Genomic DNA, 16,106 nt, shown 5'->3' with positions numbered 1-16,106 from the left:
TGTTCAATACTTGGTATAGCCTTATTATACACCCTTCTGTGGATTTGTCAAGGGGTTTCTGAATAATTATGCATATTTTCTCGTATAATTCTGGATATTATGCTGAATATACAGTATAATTATTCATTTCCGCCTTTGCACACATTCCACACAACATGCATATTACTATTATACACGCTTTTGGGGAAAAAGGCAATTGTTTTTTGTGCGGAGCGTGTGATATAATATAGCTTGTATAAAAGGACGGAACAAATACGGAACGGATATGGGAAATGGGATACAGGAGGAACAGGAATGGCGTATATTTATGAGCTTGAAGTGAGAATGTGGGAGGCGGCAAAGCACCGGGATCCGGAGGCGTTTCTGGAGGTGGTATCCCCGGATGCGGTGATGGTCTGTGGGGGACAGCGCTGCACTGGCGCAGAGTATGCCCGGATCATTCCGGAATTTGACTGCGCCTCCTTCATTCTGGAGCAGTTCGAGATCGTGAACCAGGACGTGGACAGTGTGCAGGTGCACTACGTTGTCCGCACCCAGGTCAGCGATCCGGCGAACCAGGAGCTTGCCGGGACGTTCCGGGTGACTACCACCTGGCGGAACATCGAGGGCAACTGGAAGGCTGTGTTCAATATGGATCATCGGATCGGATAAGGCAATGCCGTCGATCCGCAAGGGGGAATTATATGGCACTGGAAAATAAGCTGGGCATCACCGATTCTGCGGTGCTTGCCCGGGAAGAGGAACGGATCAGCAAGAAAAAAGCCGTGTGGCTGTTTGAAAGCGGTACTCTGGATGCCTTGCCGGTGGGTACCTTTGCGGCTTTGCAGGAGATTCATAGGCATCTGTTTGCGGATCTTTACCCCTTTGCAGGAAAGATCCGCACGGTCAATCTGGCAAAGGGAAACTTCCGCTTTGCACCTCTGCTGTATCTGGAAGCGGCACTGGACAGCATCGACAGGATGCCCCAGTCCACCTTTGACCAGATTGTCGAGAAGTATGTGGAGATGAACGTTGCCCACCCTTTTCGGGACGGAAACGGACGCAGCACCCGGATCTGGCTGGACTGGATGCTGAAACGGGGCATCGGTCAGGTGGTGGACTGGAGCCGGGTGGACAAGGAGGATTATCTGCTTGCCATGGAGCGCAGCCCCATTCGGGATACAGAGATCAAGGTGCTGCTGAAGGCTGCGCTGACGGCGGATGTATCCAGCCGTGAAGTCTACATGAAGGGCATTGACCACAGCTATTCCTATGAAGGATACACCACCTTCAAGACGGAGAATTTGTAAACCAAAGCAGCCGGGCAGATGCCCGGCTGCTTTTATCGGATGAAATAATAGAGGATGCCGTACAGCACCGAGGCGGTGCAGCCGTACAGGATCACCGGCCCGGCGATGGTGAACAGCTTTGCCCCCACCCCCAGCACGAAGCCCTCGGTTCTGGACTCCAGCGCCGGGGATACCATGGCGTTGGCGAAGCCCGTAATGGGCACCAGGGTGCCGGCACCGGCGAATTTTGCCAGCTTTTCGTACAAGCCCAGCCCGGTGAACAGGGCACTGAGGAAGATCAGGCAGATGGACGCCCAGGCGCTTGCCGCCTCCTTTTCTGCCCCCATGCGGGTGAACAGGTTCAGGAACACCTCTCCCAGGGTGCAGATGCCGCCCCCGATGAGAAAGGCGCTGGGAATGGTGATCCAGCTTTTGGTGGGGGGCGATGCCTGCTCCGCCATCTTCTGATAGGTCTGGGGTGTGAGTTTCATATGCATATCCTCCTTATGCCATCAGGCACTCCACATCCTCCATGCTCAGTTGGGGATGCAGCGCCAGATTGATGCCGCAGGCGATGAGCCCGGCGGCTCGCTGGGTCAGCTTGTCAATGTCCCGTGGGGTCACCATCATATTGGGGGCTTCCTGCTTCGGAGGCGCTCCGGTGAGGCTTTCCACAATGGTGCCCATATCCACCACCGTAGGAACCCCCACCGCCAGCACCGGGATCCCCAGGGTTCCGGCGGAAAGCTCTTTACGCTTATTCTGCACCCCGCTGCCGGGAGATATTCCTGCGTCGGAGATCTGGATGGTGGTGCCCAGCCGGTTCAGCTCGGAGCATGCAAGGGCGTCCACCGCAATGATGGCTGCCGGACACAGGCGCCCCTGCAGTGCTTGCACCAGCTCTGCGCTTTCGATGCCGGTCTGCCCCAGCACGCCCCCTGCCAGCACGCTGACCGGACGCAGCCCTGCCAGGAAGGGATCCTCCTCGCCCAGCTCGGTTTTCAGATGCCGGGTGGCAAGCACCTGGTTTGCCGCCTGTGGCCCCAGGGCATCCGGGGTGATCTGACTGTTTCCAAGCCCTACCACCAGCACATGCCCCGGTGGCAGGAACTGCCGCAGCTCCTTCGCAAGCTCCTGCGCCATATCCTCATACCGGTCGGAAAACCGGCTCAGCGCTCCTGCCTCCAGGGTGATGTATCTGCCCTTCTTTTTGCCGATGGGGGCGCCGTGCCTGTCCTCCTGGATGCGGATCTCGGTGATGGAAAAGGCGCTGCCCCGGGTGGTACGGGTGATGCCCTCCCGGATCTGTTCCGCATCCACCCCCTCCAGAGCAAGGTCTGTCCGGATGTTCATAAACGCTCCTTTCTCCGGGTTGTGCAGTTGCACAGAATTCAACACAAAAAATTGTGAGATTATTTTGAAATTGCCTATTGCAATTTGCGCCCCGGAATGATAAAATAAGATTTAGCTTATATGGCTGAGTCATTACAGCCATGCCAAAGACAGCGGCCGTGTCAACGCCGAAAGGTGGGTACTGTCTTTACTGTATGCGGTTTCCGTGTGGTTATACACAGCGTGAGCCGCAGGTTCAAGGAGGTGGAAAGAATGGCAAATATCAAGTCCGCAATGAAGAGAGTCAAGGTAAACAAGGTCAAGGCTGCTGCAAACAAGGCACGCAAGTCCGAGCTGAAGACAGTTCTGAAGAAGGCGAACCTGGCTGTTGAATCCGGTGCAAACAAGGAAGAGGCAATCAAGGCAGCAATCAAGCGGGTGGATCAGGCATGTGCAAAGGGTCTGCTGCACAAGAACAACGCAGCACGCAAGAAGGCACAGCTGGCAAAGAAGCTCAACGGCTGATCCCCGGCACCTTATGAGATATCCGGCGCAGAGTAATTAACCCATACTCTGCGCCCTTTCTTTTTCTGATGCTTGTCGAACTGGAGGAGATTTTGTCATGCTGACCATGTATGAGGCTGTACTTTGCTTTTTTATTTACGCCATCCTGGGCTGGTGCGTGGAGGTGATCTACGCCACCGTCAATTCCGGCAAATTCGTCAACCGGGGCTTTCTCAACGGTCCCTACTGCCCCATTTACGGCTTTGGGGTGCTGATCGTAGTGCTGTGCCTGTCCCCCGTGTCCGGCAGTCTGATCCCCCTGTTTTTCGGCTCCGTCGTGCTGACCACGATGCTGGAGCTGGTGACCGGCTTTCTGCTGGAAAAGATTTTCCACGCCCATTGGTGGGATTACTCCAATGAGCACTTTCAGCTTGGCGGCTATATCTGCGCCAAATTCTCCCTGCTGTGGGGCATTGCCTGCGTGCTTGTGATGCGGGTGGTGCATCCGGCGGTGATGGGTCTGGTACATTGGCTGCCCCACTGGCTGGGGCTGACCCTGCTGTGGGTCTTTTCCGGGGCATTTGCGGCGGATCTTGCCATTACCGTAGCCGGGATCCTGCACATCCGCAGCAACATGCGTGTCATGAGCCGGATCGCAAGAGAGCTGCACAATATTTCCGACGCAGTGGGGGAGAACCTGTCCGACGGAGTCATGGGTGCCATGGAGCGGACGGAAAAATCCAAGCAGGAGCTGGCGCTGCGCCGGGAGCTGACCGGGGTGGAGCTGGACGAGCTGAAGGAAAAGGCGGCACAGCTTACCGACCGGTACCGGACTATCATGGAGGAGCGCACATTCTGGACACGGCGTATGCGCCGGGCATTCCCCCAGTTGGGAGAGCAGCTGCGGGAGCGGATGAAGGAGCGGCTGCGTCGGGCAAAGTAAGGGCGACACGCAAAAGCCCTGTGGTATGCTGCCGAAGGCACTGGTGCTTTGTGGAACTTTCACGAGAGAACCGGGAAATTTTCTACGCGGATACCCTTGTGCTTTGTCCGGGTTTATGGTATACTAATGATATCTACCGTGCAGGAAATGTGCGGCTTTTGACAAAACTAGTACAGAAGGAGTATTGATCGATGAAATTTGGATTTTTTGACGATGCCAACAAAGAATACGTCATCACTTCCCCCAGAACCCCCTACCCCTGGATCAACTACCTGGGCACACAGGAGTTCTTCTCTCTGATCTCCAACACTGCCGGCGGCTACAGCTTCTACAAGGACGCCCGTCTGCGCCGGATCACCCGTTACCGCTACAACAATGTCCCCATCGATATGGGCGGCAGATATTTCTACATCAACGACAACGGCACCATCTGGAACCCGGGCTGGTCTCCGGCGAAGACCGAGCTGGACAGCTACGAGTGCCGCCACGGTATGGGCTACACCATCATCACCGGCAAGAAGAACGACCTGAAGGCACAGGCTACCTTCTTCGTTCCCCAGAACTATGCCGGCGAGGTGCAGCAACTGGTGCTGACCAATGAGGGCAGCGCATCCAAGACCTTCAAGCTGTTCTCCTTTGCAGAATGGTGCCTGTGGGATGCACAGGACGACTGCACCAATTTCCAGAGAAACTTCTCCACCGGCCGTGTAGAGGTAGTTGGCTCCACCATCTACCACAAGACCGAATACAGAGACAGACGTGACCACTTTGCATTCTACACCGTCAACGATACCATCGACGGCTACGATACCGACCGGGACGCATTCATCGGTCTGTACAACGGCTTCCACAATCCCCAGGCTGTCATTGACGGCAAGGCAACCGACTCCTTCGCAGACGGCTGGTCTCCCATCGCTTCCCACTACAAGGAGATCACCCTGGCACCCGGCGAAAGCAAGACCCTGGTATTCATCCTGGGCTATGTGGAAATGCCCGTTGACCAGAAGTTCGAGGCGGACGGCAAGACCATCAACAAGGTGAAGGCACTCCAGATGATGGAGCAGTACAACACCCCGGAGAAGGTTGCAGCAGGTCTGGCTGAGCTGAAGGCTGCCTGGGATTCTCTGCTGGGCATCCTGAACGTGGATACCCCCGACGACAAGGTAAACCGGATGGTGAACATCTGGAACCAGTATCAGTGCATGGTGACCTTTAACCTGTCCCGTTCCGCATCCTACTTTGAGAGCGGCATCGGCAGAGGCATGGGCTTCCGTGACTCCAACCAGGATATTCTGGGCTTTGTACACCAGATCCCGGATCGTGCAAGACAGAGAATCATTGACATCGCTTCCACCCAGCTGCCCGACGGCGGCTGCTACCACCAGTATCAGCCTCTGACCAAGAAGGGCAACTCCGACATCGGCGGCGACTTCTCTGACGATCCCCTGTGGATGATCCTGTCCGTTTCCGCATACATCAAGGAAACCGGCGACTGGGGCATTCTGGACGAAATGGTGCCCTATGACAATGACGACTCCAAGGCAAAGCCCATGCTGGATCACCTGAAGGTTTCCTTCTACAAGGTAGTCAACAACCTTGGCCCCCACGGTCTGCCTCTGGCAATGCGTGCGGACTGGAACGACTGCATCAACCTGTCCTGCTATTCCGACACACCGGGCGAGAGCTTCCAGACCTACACCAACCCCAAGTTTGCAGCAGAGGGCGGCTACTCCAAGGTGGCTGAGTCCGTGATGGTTGCCACCCTGTTCACCTACACCGGCCCCAACTACGTTGCCATTCTGAAGCATCTGGGCAAGGAGGACGAGGCTGCCGCTGCACAGGCTGAGATCGACAAGATGAAGCAGAACGTCATGGCGCATGCCTTTGACGGGGACTGGTTCCTGCGTGCATACGACTCCACCGGTGCCAAGATGGGCTCCAAGGAGTGCGAGGAGGGCAAGATCTTCATCGAGCCCCAGGGCTTCGCAGTCATGTCCGAGATCGGCAAGGATCAGGGTGCTGACATCAAGACCCTGGACGCCATCGACAAGTATCTGAACACCGACTTCGGTCTGGTGCTGAACAATCCGGCATACACCAGGTACTACATCCAGTACGGTGAGATTTCCACCTATCCGGGTGGCTACAAGGAGAACGCCGGCATCTTCACCCACAACAATGCATGGATCATCTGCGCAGAGGCTTACGCCGGCAGAGGGGACAAGGCATTTGAGTACTACAGCAAGATCGCTCCTGCATTCACCGAGGAGACCTCCGACATCCATAAGACCGAGCCCTACGTTTACGGTCAGATGATCGGCGGCAAGGATGCCGGTGCAGACATCGGCAAGCCCGGCAACCACTTCGGTCAGGGCAAGAACTCCTGGCTCACCGGTACTGCTGCATGGAACATGGTTGCCATCTCCCAGTACATCCTGGGCATCAGCCCGGATTGGGACGGTCTGAAGATCGATCCTTCCGTTCCCCATGCATGGGACGGCATGACCGCAACCCGTCAGTTCCGGGGCGCTACCTATGACATCACCGTCAAGAACCCGGATCATGTTTGCAAGGGCGTGAAGTCCGTCACCGTAGACGGCAATGCCATCGAAGGCAACGTGCTGCCCGCATTCGGCGACGGCAAGCACCACGCAGTAGAAGTCATCATGGGCTGATCCTGCACAGCGATAACATAGAAAAACGGTATCCGGTGTTCCGGATACCGTTTTTTGTTAGGGGTTTGTGATCATGTCCTTGGCGTCCTTGACCGCATCCCCGGCGCCGGTAACAATGTCCTTTCCGGTGCTTTCCAGATCGTCCACCACGCTGTCAAAGCCGTCCCCGGTGGAGGTGGCAGCAGGCTGGGTCTCGGTGGCGGTGGTAGCGGCTTCTGTGACAGCCTCCGTGGTGACCGTCTGGGTGGTTGCGGGCTGGGTTGTGCCCTCGGTGGCAGCGCCGGAGGACGACTTGTTGTCATTGCCGCAGCCGGTAAAGCCCACAGCAGTCAGAACCAGCGCCGCTGAAAGTGCAGCGATTTTTTTCATGGGTTCTCTCTCCTCATACAAGGGCAACACCGCACAAGGTCATGCGCCGCCGCCAGCCATGGCGCTGTGCGGTGTTGCCCGGACTCTATTGCAGAAGCTTCTACAATATGAGTTATTGTTGCACGGAGTGCGTGGAATATGTATGCATTGCAAAAAAAGCGTCCGCATATTGCATGCGGACGCAAATTTTTATTCTGTTTTTTGGGGAAGCTCCGTGGTTTCCGGCACCTCCGACAGGGGCATTTCCACCACCGCCTGTTCCTCGTCAAACTCATCCGGATCGAAAAAGCTGGGTGCATTGGGATCCAGCTCCGGCTTGATGCCCAGCTTGTCCAGGGTCTCCGGCGGCAGCTTGCTGAACCGGAGCCGCTCGTCGATCAGCTCCTTGCATAGGTTATACAGCACTGCAAAGGTGGGAACGCCCAGCAGCAATCCTACCAGACCGAACAGGCCGCCTCCCAGCAGGCAGGCGAACAGGGACCAGAAGGCAGGCAGCCCGATGGAGCCTCCCACGATCTTGGGATCCAGGATATTGCAGTCAAACTGCTGCAAAACCACGATGAAAATCACGAAATACAGTGCCTTGACCGGATCGTGCATCAGCACCAGCAGAGTGCTGGGAATGGCACCGATGAAGGGGCCGAAGAAGGGGATCACGTTGGTGACACCTACGATCACGGCGATCAGGGCAGGGTAGGGGGTGCGCAGGATCACCACGCCGATGAAGCACAGCATACCGATGATGATGGAGTCCAGGATCTTTCCCAGAATGGCACTGCTGAAGGTGCGGTTTGCGCCGTTGAGCCGGTGGAGGATCCAATCCGCCCGGTTGGGCTTCAGCAGCACATACAGTATTTTGCCCCCCTGGCGCATGAACCGCTCCTTGCCGATGAGCAGGTAAAAGCAGATAATCAGACCCACGCACAGGTTGTACACCAGGTTGAACGCCCCCATGATGCCGGAGGCAAGGTAGCCCACCCAGACGCTGGCGTTGTTGAGAATGCCGCTGTTTGCCCAGTTTTCCAGCGGCTCTGCCAGGTAGTTGGATACCAGGCTGTACAGGGCGCTGAGCCGGCTGTTGTTCTGTACCTTCTGGTTGACGGTATCGGTGAACTCCCCCAGATCGTTGGGAAGCTCCCCGGCGATGGCGGTGATACTGCCGGCAACCTCCGGCACCACCAGCACGAACAGCAGCACGATCAGGCATACCACGGCGATCACGGTCACAAAGGTGCTGATGATCCGGGCGGTTTTTTTCCCCTTGGAGGAATTTTTGAAGCGGCGGTTCAAGGGCTTTGCCAGATGCTTTTCCAGCATCACCACCGCCGGATTCAGCAGATAGGCGAAGAGCAGCCCGGTGAACACCGGGGCGATGGCTCTGAACACATCCTCAAAAAAACTCTGCACCTTGTCGAAATTCAGCAGCAGGAAGTAAAAGATAATGGCGCATGCCAGCACCAGAAAGGCTGCCAGTCCCCGGGGAAACAGGTCATAGCGAAGGGATGGCGTATTGGAACTGCGCCGCTTTTTCGTTGTTTTCATAATGCCCCCCAAATAGCAATGCCGCACAAAACAGGGGCAATACCGTACAAAGATTGTGCAGTAGATGCTGTGCAAAGCCACCAGGTAGGCTTTGTGCGGTGTTGCCCAGGGTATGTCTTGTGCGGTATTGGATCAATCGTCGTTTGAATTCTTCTCCAGGATGCTCTGATAGTTGGGATCGGTCTCCTGAGGCTCCGGCTGAGCTGCCTCCGGTGCGTCAGCCGTCTGTGCTGCGGCAAGCTGCTTTTTCTTGCGGATTCCAAGAATCATCAGCACCAGGGCGATCAGCAGAATGCCCCCGATGACGCAGCTGACCAGCACCCAGTTTACCACAAAGTCCGTGGTAGCCGCCTTGATGCCGTTTTCCGAGGCATAGGTGTACGCCGCAGACTTGGAGGAACAGGTCAGGGTGTAGCCGTTGAGCAGGATTTCGTTGCCCTGCTCGTCCGCCGTATAGCCAAAGGCCTTGTCGCCGATCTGTACCACCGTATCCGGCACGAACATGCCTGTCAGCTTATCGCAGCAGAAAAAGGCGTACTCCCCCACGGTGGTAACAGTTTTGGGGATCTCAAAGCTGGCCAGGGAGGTACAGTCGGAGAACATGCTGGCTGGAATGGAGGAGATCCGTTTTGGCAGCCGGATGCTGTTGAGGGAGGAGCAGCCGGAGAATGCGCCGTCCTGGATCTCCAGCACCGAGTCCGGGATCTCCACAGAGGTCAGATAGCCGTTGCCGGAAAAGGCATAATAGCAGATGGTGGTGATGGTATCCGGCACCGTAAAGGTATTTGCCTGGTTGGTCGTCAAATACAAATACAGCTGGGTCTTGGTGGAGGACAGGAGCATACCGTCCCGGAAGATGAATGCAGGGTTGTCCGCTGCGATCTCGATGTTCTCCAGGCTGCTGCATCCCACAAAGGACAGGTGCCCGATGGACATGGTAGCCGCCGGGATCCGCAGGGTTTTCAGATCGCTGCATGCCACAAACGCCAGATTTCCGATCTCCTTGGTCTGTGCCGGAATGGTCAGCTCCGTCAGCCGCATGCAGTACTGGAAGGCATAGCTGCCGATGTAGGTGATCCCATCCGGCAGCTCCAGGCTGGCAAGATCCGTGCAATAAGCAAAGGCGAAGTCCCCCACATCGGTGACGGTCTCCGGAATGCGCACCTGTTCCAGCTTGGAGCAGTTGCAGAACAGGGCGGTGGGCAGTGCCTCCAGCTCGGAGGGCAGAAGCACACTGGTCAGACTGGAGCAGTTGTAGAATGCCGCCTCCCCGATGGTTTCGATGGAATCCGGCAGCACGATCTCTGTCAGGGCGGTGCAGTTGCTGAACGCCTCGTTCCCGATTTCCGTTACCGCAAAGCCGTTGATCTCCGCCGGTACATGCAGGGTGGCGGTATTGATGTCGCAGGCGGTGACGGAAACCTTGCCGTCCCCCAGCTTGGTATAGGTCAGCACCTCGTCGCTAAAGCTGTCCTCTGCGGCATCCTCTGCCCAGGAACCCAGACCCGGCAGTGCACACAGGGTCAGCATTCCGGCGCAGGCAGCGGCAAGCAGTCGTTTGAATCGATTCATCTGTTACTCCTTCTCCGGTGCGTCCGGCGTTTCCTGTTCCTTGGGGGTATCCGTTGCGGCTTCCGGGGCATCGTTTTGTTTGTCGCCCCGCAGCCGGATCGCCAGGATCACAGCCCCTGCCAGTAGTAGCACGCCGCCGGCGATCACCAGAGCCAAGCCGGTTTTTGCGCCCTGCTTTTCATAGTGGATGTCGTTTTCCTTGGCATAGCTTGCAGCGGCGGTACCCACCCGGGTGTGGATGGTGAAGCCGTCAACCTTGGCAGTGGTTTTGGTTTCCGTATCCAGGGTAAAGCCCAGTGCGTAGTTCCCGATGGTGGATACAGAGCCGGGAATGGTAATATCCTTCAGCTCCGGGCAGTTCACAAAGCAGTAATCTCCCAGCTCCGTCAGAGAATCCGGCAACTGAACCTGTTTGAGGGCGGTGCAGCCTCCGAAGGTGGTTCCGGGCAGGGCGGTGACCCCCTCCGGGATGGTGATCTGCTCCAGGGCGGTGCAGATGTAGAAGGCATCCTTGCCGATCTCTGTCGCCTTGTTCAGATCCAGGCTTACCAGATTCTTGGCACCCGTAAACGCCCAATTGGCAATGGCGGTGGTGCTGTCCGGCAGGGTGTAGCTGTCCCCGGCGTGCTGATCCGGATATTTGATGAGCCGGGTCATATCCTCATTGAACAGGACGCCCTCCAGGTCGCAGTAGATCTGGTTTTCCGGATCCACCCGGATCTCCGTCAGCTCCTCACAGCCCTCAAACGCATACTCTCCCAGAGAGGTCAGAGAGGCGGGCAGGGTCACGGTGGTGAGCTTGAGACAGGCGAGAAACGCCTGGTCCCCGATGCTCTGCATGGATTCCGGCAGATTGATGGACTCCAGATCGGCACAGTAGTAGAATGCCTGGTAGCCGATCTTGGTCAGGCTCTTGGGCAGGGCAATGCTTTTCAGAGTGGTACAGCCGAAAAATGCCCCGTCCCCGATGAGGGTCACAGAATCCGGCAGGGTCACGGTTTCAATGGCACCGCAGCTATTGAATGCGCTCTCCTCCACGGAAGTGACCGGCTTGCCCCCTAAGGTATCGGGCACAGTCACGTTCACCGCATCCGAGGAGCATCCCACAACGGCGGCTCCTGCATCCTCCAGCTGGTAGGACAGGGTAAAGCCGTCCCCCTCATAGGTTTCGGCGGTGTGCGTTTCATCCGCACTGCACGGTACAGCCAGTGCAGCCAGCAGCATGCCGGACAGGGCGGCACAGATCAGCTTTGTTCCTTTCATGCCTGCTCCTCCTTGTCGTCGTCCTTTTCCGGTTCAGCCGGTGCAGATGCCCCGGGCAGGGAAGCATCCGAAGCGGCATGCTTTCTCTTGGAGAGCACCACGCCCACCACGGTCAGCGCCACGATGGCAACGCCGATGAGCGCCAGGATCACTGCCTTGATGACGGTGAAGACCCGGGCATCCTCCTGGCTGATGGTGTGATTGTTCACGGGCACCCCCTCGATATTGGGGCGGGTGGTGGCATCTCCAGTGGTCTGCTCCTTGGAGATCTGTACAAAGGTGAAATGGTTGTCATTTTCAGAGTCGATGCTGTACCGGGCAGCGGCGGAGCCTGCGGTGGAATAAATGGTGAAGTCCGGGTTGGCAACGAACTGGTTGTTTTCGTCCAGGTCATATCCAAGGGCGGAGAAGCCGATCTCCGTAACGGTTTCCGGTACGGTGATGCTCTCCAGGGAGGTGCCGGCGAACGCCGCCTGCTCGATGGTGGTGCATGCGGTGGGGATCTTGAAGGCGGTCATGCCCTTGCAGCCGGCAAAGGCGCCGGCACAGATGGTCTGAATGGTGTCGGGAATGTTGAACTCTGTAATGGCAGTGTCATAGGCAAAGCAGAAGTCCTCGATCTTGGTCATGGTGCTGGGCAGGGTCACGGAGGTCAGAGCGGTACAGCCTGCAAACGCCCACACGCCGATCTGCTTGACGCTGTCGGGAATGGTGACGGTTTTCAGGGATTTGCACTCGGCAAAGGCACTGTTGCCAATGTCGTATACCTTGTCCGGCACGGTGAATTCCGTGGGATTTTTGCCGATGGGATACTGAACCAGATAGGTCTGATCCTCCGCATAGAGGATCCCGTCCACTGCTTCGTAGTATTCATTGTCCGGATCTACGATATATTCGGTGACGCCGGTGCAGCCGAAGAAGGTGTACAGACCGGTGCCGATGACGGTCTTGGGAATGGTGATGGTTTTGGCGGTGGTGTTGTCCATGAAGGTATTGTCCCCCAGTGCCACCACCTCATAGCCGTCAATGGTTTCCGGGATCACCAGGTTCTCCTCCGTGGAGGTGCAGCTTTCCAGGCAGGCAGCCTGCTGGCTGGCATCCTCCTTCCCGGTCAGCAGACTGTAGGTATAGTCGCCGCTGGTGAAGGTCTCCACCTGACCGGAGGCATCCGAGCCGGTGTAAAAGGCATCCGTCTCTGCAAAGGCGGTGTATGTGTATGCGCTCATGGGCATGGCAGCCAGCAGCGCTGCGCCTGCCAGGGCGGCAATGGTTTGTTTGAGTTTCATAGTCCGTTCCTTTCTTTCGGCAGCACATGCAGCACTGCTTTTTATACAGCCGCAGACAGGAAAACCGGCGGTTTTTCCTGCTGTACAGCCAAATTTTCGTCCGAGCGGTATTGTCTATAGTATAGCACAAATCCCTGTTGAATGCAACAGCTTTTGTGTGCAGGGTGTGAAAGTTGCGGAAAAAACGGGCAAAAAAATGAGGACAGAAAATCTGTCCTCGAGCCGTATAAAAATGGAGTGTTATGATTGCCGCAGGCTTTGCCCGATCTGATCCCCTCTCAAAAAATCAAATCATCTCAAGCTCCGGCGCAACGAACAGGCGGCTGTTTCCAATGCAGCGCCTTATTGACAGCTTGCTGTGGTACGCATAGCCTCGGATTGCAGGATCAGAAAAATGCGGTGTAGTTCAAATATTACAGGCTTTTCATATTTGTCCGCATTTTTCGGGGAGTAATCCTGACGGTTCAGGCTCCACAGTCATTGCACTATGCAACACAAGCATGTAGAAAAACGTGATGTTGCGAAGACAATCAGGTTGTACTTCCGGGTACGGAAGACAGCACAATGAATACTGTACATTCTGCTGTTCGTCAGTTGCAGAATACAATAAGTATTATAACGGAATAATAGTACAATTTCAATTGAGAATATTGCATTGTTTTGGTAGTTTATTGCCCAGCTAAACAGGATTGAACTCTGTCAAAAAACGCCGTGCAGAGAGACACCCTGCACGACGTTTTGGGATTGTATGAAAGGCAACGCCGCACAAAGCCCGCCTGTCGGCTATGCGAAGCATCTGCTGACGAATTTTCCGTCATATCACACAGAAACTCCTTGCAATACACCAGTATTCCTGCGTCGTTTCTATGCAATCTGACGAAAAATCTGTTGGCACATCTACCACACATTCTTTGTGCGGTGTTGCTTAAAGTCCCCAGATTTCCTTTGCGTATTCGTTGACCGCCCGGTCTGCGGAGAATACGCCGGCATTGGCGATATTCGCCAGGGACATCTGGGTCCACTTCCGGGTATCCTGGTACAGCTGGGAGGAACGCTGCTGTGCGGCACGGTAGCTGTCGAAGTCCGCCAGTACCATATACGGATCCGAGTTTTTCAGGGAATCCGCCACGTCGTTGAATACGCAGCCGTTGATGCCCTTGTACATCCGGTTGATGCAGGCACGGATCACTTCATTGTTGTTGTAGTAATCCTCCGGCCGGTAGCCGGCTGCCTTCAGCGCATTGACCTCCTCGGTCTTCATGCCGAAGATGATGATGTTCTCGTCGCCCACCACATCCCGGATCTCCACGTTTGCTCCGTCCAGGGTGCCCATGGTAATGGCGCCGTTGAGCATCAGCTTCATGTTGCCGGTGCCGGATGCCTCCGTGCCTGCCAGGGAGATCTGCTCGGAAATATCGCTGGCGGGCATCAGCAGCTCGGACAGGGTCACCCGGTAATCCTCCAGGAAGTACACGGACAGCTTCTTGGAGATCTTGGGGTTCTTGCGGATCTCCTCGGAAATGGCCCAGATCATTTTGATGATCTGCTTTGCCAGGTAGTAGCCCGGTGCAGCCTTTGCCGCAAAGATATAGGTCTTGGGGGTAAAGTCCATATCCGGATTTTCCAGCAGCATATTGTAGTCCGCCAGAATGTTCATTACGTTCAGGTGCTGCCGCTTGTATTCGTGGAGCCGCTTTACCTGTACGTCAAAGATGGTGTCCGGATCGATGGCGAACTTGCTGTTCTGCATCACATACTTGCAGAACCGCTCCTTGTTCTCCCGCTTGATCTTCCGCAACTGCTCCAGAACAGCGTCATCGTTGGCGAACACGCTGAGCTTTTTCAGCTCGCTGCCGTCCTTCAGGAAGCCGGAGCCGATCTTTTCACGCAGCAGGGCGGTGAGTCCCGGGTTGGACTGGTACAGCCACCGGCGGTATGCGATGCCGTTGGTCACATTCTTGAACTTCATGGGAGAGTCAGCGTACTCATCCTTGAATACGGACTGCTTGATGATCTCGGAGTGGAGCTTGGAAACCCCGTTGACGCTGTGGGATGCTACCACGCACAGGGTCGCCATATGGATCTGATTGTCCTTGATGATGGACATGCTGGTGGTCTTGGCGCTGTCGCCGCCGTTCCGCTCCATCAACTGTGCGCAGTACCGGTTGTTGATCTCCACGATGATGGAGAAGATCCGGGGAATGATGCGGCGCACCAGGTTCACGTCCCACTTTTCCAGGGCTTCCGCCATGACGGTGTGGTTGGTGTAGGCGAAGGTGTTGGTAACAATGTGCCATGCCTTTTCCCAGGTATAGCCGCAGTCGTCCAGCAGGATCCGCATCAGCTCCGGGATCGCCAGGGTGGGGTGGGTGTCGTTGATGTGGATGGCAACCTTTTCGTGGAAGTTATCCAGGGTGCCGTATACGCTCATGTGGTTGTTGACGATATCCCCCACGGATGCAGCGCACAGGAAGTACTGCTGCCGCAGACGCAGGGACTTGCCCTCCAGATGGTTGTCGTTGGGGTACAGCACCTTGGAGATGGCGTTGGCAACGGAGTTGCCGGCAAGCGCCTTTTCGTAATCCCCCTTGTTGAAGCTTGCCATATCAAAGTTGGGCGCCTTTGCCGTCCAGAGCCGCAGCACGGAAACGCCCTCGCTGCCGTAGCCGGATACATACATATCATAGGGGATGGCACAGACGGTGCTGTAGTTCACATGGGAAATGTAGTGGTACTGCTTATCCCAGTATTCCTGTAAATCCCCCTCGAAGTGTACATCGATGGAAAGCTCCGGCCGGGGATCCAGCCATACGGAGCCGCCGGGCAGCCAGTTATCCGGCAGCTCGGTCTGCCAGCCGTTTTCCAGGTGCTGCTTGAAGATGCCGTACTCGTAGCAGATGGAGTAGCCCATTGCCGGGTACGCCTGGGTTGCCAGAGCGTCCATGTAGCAGGCAGCCAGTCTGCCCAGACCGCCGTTGCCAAGCCCTGCGTCCGGCTCGTATTCATAGATCTTGTCCAGGTTGATGTCGTACTCGCCCAGGATCTTGCTGATATCCTCCACCAGCTCCAGATTGTACAGGCTGGTCTTCAAGGATCTGCCCATCAGAAACTCCATGGACAGGTAGTAGATCTGCTTGCGGCCGTTGGAGTGACATTTATTAATAAAGGACTGGCGCTTTTCCCGCAGGATCTCCACGATCATGGCGGACAGCGCCTGATATACCTGCTTGTCGGATGCTTCGCTGGGTGTAACGTTGAACTGTGTCCGGAGCCGGCTCAGCAGCTCCTGCTTGAGATAGTTCGGGTCTTTGTAGTTGGTCATGTGTTGCTCCGTTCTCCGGCGCCTGAAATC

Annotated in this window: 13 protein-coding genes; 5 read left to right on the top strand and 8 right to left on the bottom strand. The window is 56.2% G+C overall.

Annotated elements, in window-relative coordinates:
- Nucleotides 1–294: 294 nt before the first annotated feature.
- Both RUM_RS11375 and fic read left to right on the top strand, forming a co-directional pair.
- Nucleotides 295–651: a nuclear transport factor 2 family protein gene (locus RUM_RS11375; protein WP_015559237.1), complete on the top strand. Its 357-nt coding sequence runs from the start codon at nucleotides 295–297 to the stop codon at nucleotides 649–651.
- A gap of 32 nt (nucleotides 652–683) precedes the next feature.
- A complete protein-coding gene (gene fic, locus RUM_RS11370) occupies nucleotides 684–1,289 on the top strand; it encodes a protein adenylyltransferase Fic (RefSeq protein ID WP_015559236.1) in 606 nt (201 codons plus the stop codon).
- Nucleotides 1,290–1,321: 32 nt separating this feature from the next.
- Here the strand turns inward: fic and spoVAC are convergent, their stop codons facing one another.
- Together spoVAC and gpr are read right to left on the bottom strand one after the other, a co-directional pair.
- A complete protein-coding gene (spoVAC, locus tag RUM_RS11365) occupies nucleotides 1,322–1,759 on the bottom strand; it encodes a stage V sporulation protein AC (protein ID WP_015559235.1) in 438 nt (145 codons plus the stop codon).
- 13 nt (nucleotides 1,760–1,772) lie between these two features.
- On the bottom strand, nucleotides 1,773–2,621 hold the full coding sequence (gene gpr, locus RUM_RS11360) for a GPR endopeptidase (protein ID WP_015559234.1): 849 nt from the start codon (nucleotides 2,619–2,621) through the stop codon (nucleotides 1,773–1,775).
- Nucleotides 2,622–2,873: 252 nt separating this feature from the next.
- Between gpr and rpsT the strand changes: the two genes are divergently transcribed.
- The 3 genes from rpsT (at nucleotide 2,874) to RUM_RS11345 (ending at nucleotide 6,722) form a co-directional block, all read left to right on the top strand.
- Nucleotides 2,874–3,125 (top strand): 30S ribosomal protein S20, encoded by a 252-nt coding sequence (gene rpsT / locus RUM_RS11355; protein ID WP_015559233.1) that lies wholly within the window; start codon nucleotides 2,874–2,876, stop codon nucleotides 3,123–3,125.
- A gap of 97 nt (nucleotides 3,126–3,222) precedes the next feature.
- Nucleotides 3,223–4,047, top strand: a complete 825-nt coding sequence (locus tag RUM_RS11350) for a putative ABC transporter permease (protein ID WP_015559232.1) — start codon at nucleotides 3,223–3,225, stop codon at nucleotides 4,045–4,047.
- Between the two features lie 191 nt (nucleotides 4,048–4,238).
- A complete protein-coding gene (locus RUM_RS11345) occupies nucleotides 4,239–6,722 on the top strand; it encodes a glycoside hydrolase family 94 protein (protein WP_015559231.1) in 2,484 nt (827 codons plus the stop codon).
- Between the two features lie 57 nt (nucleotides 6,723–6,779).
- On the opposite strand, the gene RUM_RS11340 is transcribed toward RUM_RS11345, so the two are convergent.
- From RUM_RS11340 to RUM_RS11315, 6 genes are all read right to left on the bottom strand, one after another.
- On the bottom strand, nucleotides 6,780–7,091 hold the full coding sequence (locus RUM_RS11340; RefSeq protein WP_015559230.1) for a hypothetical protein: 312 nt from the start codon (nucleotides 7,089–7,091) through the stop codon (nucleotides 6,780–6,782).
- Nucleotides 7,092–7,280: 189 nt separating this feature from the next.
- Nucleotides 7,281–8,633 (bottom strand): AI-2E family transporter, encoded by a 1,353-nt coding sequence (locus tag RUM_RS11335; protein WP_015559229.1) that lies wholly within the window; start codon nucleotides 8,631–8,633, stop codon nucleotides 7,281–7,283.
- A gap of 132 nt (nucleotides 8,634–8,765) precedes the next feature.
- The gene (locus tag RUM_RS11330; RefSeq protein WP_015559228.1) at nucleotides 8,766–10,205 is read right to left on the bottom strand and encodes a leucine-rich repeat domain-containing protein; all 1,440 of its coding nucleotides are present in this window, start codon (nucleotides 10,203–10,205) and stop codon (nucleotides 8,766–8,768) included.
- 3 nt (nucleotides 10,206–10,208) lie between these two features.
- Nucleotides 10,209–11,468, bottom strand: a complete 1,260-nt coding sequence (locus RUM_RS11325; RefSeq protein ID WP_015559227.1) for a leucine-rich repeat domain-containing protein — start codon at nucleotides 11,466–11,468, stop codon at nucleotides 10,209–10,211.
- A complete protein-coding gene (locus RUM_RS11320; protein WP_015559226.1) occupies nucleotides 11,465–12,754 on the bottom strand; it encodes a leucine-rich repeat domain-containing protein in 1,290 nt (429 codons plus the stop codon). Before RUM_RS11320 ends, RUM_RS11325 begins: the two co-directional genes overlap by 4 nt.
- A 925-nt stretch (nucleotides 12,755–13,679) precedes the next feature.
- A complete protein-coding gene (locus RUM_RS11315; protein ID WP_015559225.1) occupies nucleotides 13,680–16,076 on the bottom strand; it encodes a glycogen/starch/alpha-glucan phosphorylase in 2,397 nt (798 codons plus the stop codon).
- Between the last annotated feature and the right edge of the window lie 30 nt (nucleotides 16,077–16,106).

The sequence above is a fragment of the Ruminococcus champanellensis 18P13 = JCM 17042 genome (assembly GCF_000210095.1).
Classification (GTDB): domain Bacteria; phylum Bacillota; class Clostridia; order Oscillospirales; family Ruminococcaceae; genus Ruminococcus_F; species Ruminococcus_F champanellensis.
The sequence above is the reverse complement of the archived record's forward strand: the minus strand, read 5'-3'. Positions and strand labels throughout refer to the sequence as shown.

Coding starts and splice junctions, on each gene's coding strand:
- RUM_RS11375 (WP_015559237.1), top strand. CDS start 295: ATGGCGTATATTTATGAGCTTGAAGTGAGAATGTGGGAGGCGGCAAAG.
- fic (WP_015559236.1), top strand. CDS start 684: ATGGCACTGGAAAATAAGCTGGGCATCACCGATTCTGCGGTGCTTGCC.
- spoVAC (WP_015559235.1), bottom strand. CDS start 1,759: ATGAAACTCACACCCCAGACCTATCAGAAGATGGCGGAGCAGGCATCG.
- gpr (WP_015559234.1), bottom strand. CDS start 2,621: ATGAACATCCGGACAGACCTTGCTCTGGAGGGGGTGGATGCGGAACAG.
- rpsT (WP_015559233.1), top strand. CDS start 2,874: ATGGCAAATATCAAGTCCGCAATGAAGAGAGTCAAGGTAAACAAGGTC.
- RUM_RS11350 (WP_015559232.1), top strand. CDS start 3,223: ATGCTGACCATGTATGAGGCTGTACTTTGCTTTTTTATTTACGCCATC.
- RUM_RS11345 (WP_015559231.1), top strand. CDS start 4,239: ATGAAATTTGGATTTTTTGACGATGCCAACAAAGAATACGTCATCACT.
- RUM_RS11340 (WP_015559230.1), bottom strand. CDS start 7,091: ATGAAAAAAATCGCTGCACTTTCAGCGGCGCTGGTTCTGACTGCTGTG.
- RUM_RS11335 (WP_015559229.1), bottom strand. CDS start 8,633: ATGAAAACAACGAAAAAGCGGCGCAGTTCCAATACGCCATCCCTTCGC.
- RUM_RS11330 (WP_015559228.1), bottom strand. CDS start 10,205: ATGAATCGATTCAAACGACTGCTTGCCGCTGCCTGCGCCGGAATGCTG.
- RUM_RS11325 (WP_015559227.1), bottom strand. CDS start 11,468: ATGAAAGGAACAAAGCTGATCTGTGCCGCCCTGTCCGGCATGCTGCTG.
- RUM_RS11320 (WP_015559226.1), bottom strand. CDS start 12,754: ATGAAACTCAAACAAACCATTGCCGCCCTGGCAGGCGCAGCGCTGCTG.
- RUM_RS11315 (WP_015559225.1), bottom strand. CDS start 16,076: ATGACCAACTACAAAGACCCGAACTATCTCAAGCAGGAGCTGCTGAGC.